This is a genomic window from Thermus sp. NMX2.A1 (assembly GCF_000511705.1).
Taxonomy (GTDB): domain Bacteria; phylum Deinococcota; class Deinococci; order Deinococcales; family Thermaceae; genus Thermus; species Thermus scotoductus.
On the sequence record NZ_ATNI01000117.1, the window covers coordinates 1 to 3351 of the forward strand.

Genomic DNA, 3351 nt, shown 5'->3' on the forward strand with positions numbered 1-3351 from the left:
TCCAAGGGGCCGGATCACTCCTCCTAGGGGTGAGGGTGAAGGGGGAGGGGGAGGTGGAGGTGGCGAGGGGGTGGCGGTGCAGGTGATGCCGGGGGCTAAGAAGGAGGTCCTGGGCCGCCTCGAGGCCAACCTCAAGGCCCTCCCCGGGATCACGCCCCTTCTCAGGGAAAGGGGCCTGGAGGGGGCTTTGGAGGCCCTTATGGAGGGCCTCGGCTTCCAGCGCACCGACCTTAGCGCCCTGGGCTACCCCCAAAACGAGATCCCGGCCCGCTTCCGGTGCCGCTGCACCCGGGAGAAGGCCCTCGAGGCCCTGGTCTTCTTCACCCCAGAGGAGCGGGAGGAGATGATCGTGAAGGACGGGGGGGGCGGAGGTGGTCTGCCACTGGTGCGGCGAGGTCTACCGCTTCTCCCCAGAGGAGATCCGCACCCTGGTGGCCGAGGTGCGCTGCCCGGACTGCGGGGCCCTCTGGCTCTACCCCAAGGCGGACGGCACCCTGATCCGCATGGAGGGGGAGACCTGCCGCTGCGGGCGGCGGGTGGAGCTTCCTGGGGGGCGGAGGGAGGCGTGATCCCACCCCCTTTTGGCCCAAGCCTCCATGGGGTGGGATCAGGCTTGGCTCTCCGCCCTGCCCCGGGGCCGCCAGCGGAGGAGGTGGCGCTCGAGGCGGTCAAAGAGGAAGAAAAGGAGGAGGACAAAGAGAACGATGAGGGTGATCAGGGCCAGGGAGAGCTTGGCGTTATAGGTGCTCTGGGCGAAGGAGAGGAGGTAGCCGAGCCCCCGGCTTGCGGCCACGAACTCCCCCACCACCGCCCCCGTGAAGGCGAAGCCCACCGCCACCTTCAGGGAGGAGAGCACCCAGGCGGCGAGGGAGGGGAGGTAGACCTCCTTGAGGAGCCAGAGCCTTCCTCCCCCCAGGGTCTCTACCCGCTCCACCAGCCTCGGGTCCACGTTCCGCACCCCCCCGTAGACGGCGAAGAAGAGGAGGACCGAGACCAGAACCAGGCTTAGGGCCACCTTGGAGGCCAGACCTATGCCCAGCCAGATGACGAAGAGAGGAGCTAGGATCACCCGGGGGATGGCGTTCAGGAGAAGCATTATGGGCTCCAGCATGTCGGCGAAAAGGGGGCTGAAGGCGGCGAGGAGGCCTAAGCTTCCCCCCAGGAGGACCCCCCAGAAAAGCCCCAGCAGGGCCGCGGTGAAGGTGGCCTGGAGGTGGGGGAGGATCTCCCCGCTTTGGAAGAGCCCATAGAGGGTGAGGAGGACCTGATGGGGGGGCGGGGCGTAGAGGGGGTTCAGGAGGCCCCAGGCGGCCAGGCCCTCCCAGAGGAGGAGAAGGCCTACGACCCCTAGGACGCGGCGCACAGGGCCACCTCCTCCAGGTCCTGCCATAGCCTCCTAAGGAGCGGGCCGAAGCGGGGATCACTCCGTACCCCCACGGGGTCGCGGGGCCGGGAAAAGGGGACGGCGTACTCCTTGGCGATCCGGGCCCTGGGCCCTTGGGAAAGGAGGTAGACCCGGTCGGAGAGGGCCAGGGCTTCCTCGAGGTCGTGGGTCACCAGGAGGACGGCGATGCCTTCTCCCTCCACCAGCCGGAGGAGGTCCCGGGTAACCCCTGTGCGCAGGATGGCGTCCAGGCTGGAGAAGGGCTCGTCCATGAGGAGGAGCCGGGGCCTTAAGGCCAGCACCTGGGCCAGGGCCACCCGCTTCCTTTGCCCTCCGGAGAGCTCATGGGGGTAGCGGTCCCCAAGCCCCTGGAGCCCCAGGCGCAAAAGCCATGCCTCGGCCTCCTCCAAGGCCTTCGCCTTAGGCCAGCCGCGGATCCTGAGGCCCAAGGCGGCGTTTTCCCGTGCGGTCCGCCAGGGGAGGAGGGCGTCCTCCTGGAAGAGAAAGCCCAAGGCCTCCGGGGGAAAGGCCCGGTGGATCGCCCCGGCCCGCGGCCGCACCAGCCCGGCCACGGCCCGGAGTAGGGTGCTCTTACCGCTTCCCGAGGGCCCCACCAGGCTTACAAACTCCCCTTCCCCCACGCCGAGGCTCACCCCCTCCAGGACGGGCACCCCCCCGTAGCCCAGGGTGAGGTTCTCAACCCGAAGCACCCAGCACCTCCAGGTCCAGGAGGCCCTCAACCCGGAAGGAAGGGGGGAGGAGGCCCGCCTCCATCTGGCTTTCCGCCACCCGGCGGGCCGCCTCCAGGTCAATCCGCACCCTTGTGGGGTAGAGGTCCTTGCGGTAGCGCTCAATCACCGCCCTGAGCCTCTCCTCATCCCCCCCGGCGATCAGGGCCTTGGGCAGGGTGTCGGCGATGAGGTGGGCGTTGGCGGCGTGGATAAAGCGGAGGGCCTTTTCCAGGGCCCTGGAGAGGGCCCGCATCTCCTCCAGCCTTCCCTGGCGCTCCTCCCGCCGCACCGCCACCCCCATGAACTCGTAGGGGCCTCCCAGATAGGTCCGGGCCTGCCTAAGGTCCATCAGGTTCACAAGCTCCCGTCCACCCGCCTCCTTGAGAAGGGTGAGGGCGGGTTCCTGGACCATCCCCACCTCCACGTGCCCGGCCCTCAGGGCCTCGTAAAGGTTGGGGCCTAGGGTGGCGTACTGCACCCGCTTGGGGTCCACCCCAGCCTTCCTCAGGAGGTAGACCAAAAGGACGTGGTCGGCGTTGCCCAGGGCGGAGACGCCCACGGTCTTCCCCTCCAGGTCCTTGAGGCCCTTGACGGCGCTCTTGGGGGCGGCGGCCAGGGCGAAGAGGGGAAGGCGGCCTGTGGAGCAGAAGCGGAGGATGGGGGCTCCCTGCCGGTAGGCCTGGAGGGCGGCGTCCAGGCTGGTGGCGGCGTAGTCCACCGCCCGCCCTACCAGAAACTGCAGGGCCTGACTTCCCCCCCGGGCCGTAGACCAGCTCCACCTCGAGGCCCTCCTCGGCGAAGTAGCCCCGCCTCAGGGCCACCTCGTAGGGGATGATGCAGAGGAGCTGGGAGCAGAAGGCGAGGCGCAGGCGTCTTCTTCCCCGTTGCGCCCACCCCAGGCCTCCCAGGGCCAGCCCTGAGAGCCCCTGCACCACCCTTCTCCGGTCCACGCAGCAGTCCATACCGCCATGGTGGTCTATGAGCCTCATCTTGTCAAGGGTATAAAGCCCAGAGGGGTCCTGCGGACCTCCCAGTCACCGGGGTATACTCTTAAGCCGTGCTCGCCCTCTACCACGGGGCCCGGACCCTGGGGATGCGGCCTGCCCTATTGGAGTCCCTGGGCCGAGAACCTCCTTTGCCCGCCTTTCCCTCCTTGGCGTCCGGCCCCGCCACCGCCTCGAGGTCCTGGAGGGCAGGCTCTACCTGGACGGCAAAAGGGTGGGGGAGGCCTTGGAG

Annotated in this window: 3 protein-coding genes and 1 pseudogene; 1 reads left to right on the forward strand and 3 read right to left on the reverse strand. The window is 68.8% G+C overall.

Annotated elements, in window-relative coordinates; all coding sequences use genetic code 11:
• A pseudogene (locus TNMX_RS11675) lies at positions 1-569 on the forward strand (Hsp33 family molecular chaperone HslO); the annotation flags it as partial.
• A 38-nt stretch (positions 570-607) separates the two neighbouring features.
• Here the strand turns inward: TNMX_RS11675 and TNMX_RS11680 are convergent.
• The 3 genes from TNMX_RS11680 to TNMX_RS11690 are packed head-to-tail and all read right to left on the reverse strand — an operon-like array spanning position 608 to position 2833.
• Positions 608-1363 (reverse strand): ABC transporter permease, encoded by a 756-nt coding sequence (locus TNMX_RS11680; RefSeq protein WP_019551711.1) that lies wholly within the window; start codon positions 1361-1363, stop codon positions 608-610.
• Positions 1348-2094 carry an ABC transporter ATP-binding protein gene (locus tag TNMX_RS11685; protein WP_019551710.1) on the reverse strand — a complete coding sequence of 249 codons (747 nt, stop codon included), beginning with the start codon at positions 2092-2094 and terminating at the stop codon, positions 1348-1350. The genes TNMX_RS11680 and TNMX_RS11685 overlap by 16 nt, the downstream gene beginning before the upstream one ends.
• A complete protein-coding gene (locus TNMX_RS11690) occupies positions 2081-2833 on the reverse strand; it encodes an ABC transporter substrate-binding protein (RefSeq protein WP_253269409.1) in 753 nt (250 codons plus the stop codon). Before TNMX_RS11690 ends, TNMX_RS11685 begins: the two co-directional genes overlap by 14 nt.
• Positions 2834-3351 lie beyond the last annotated feature (518 nt).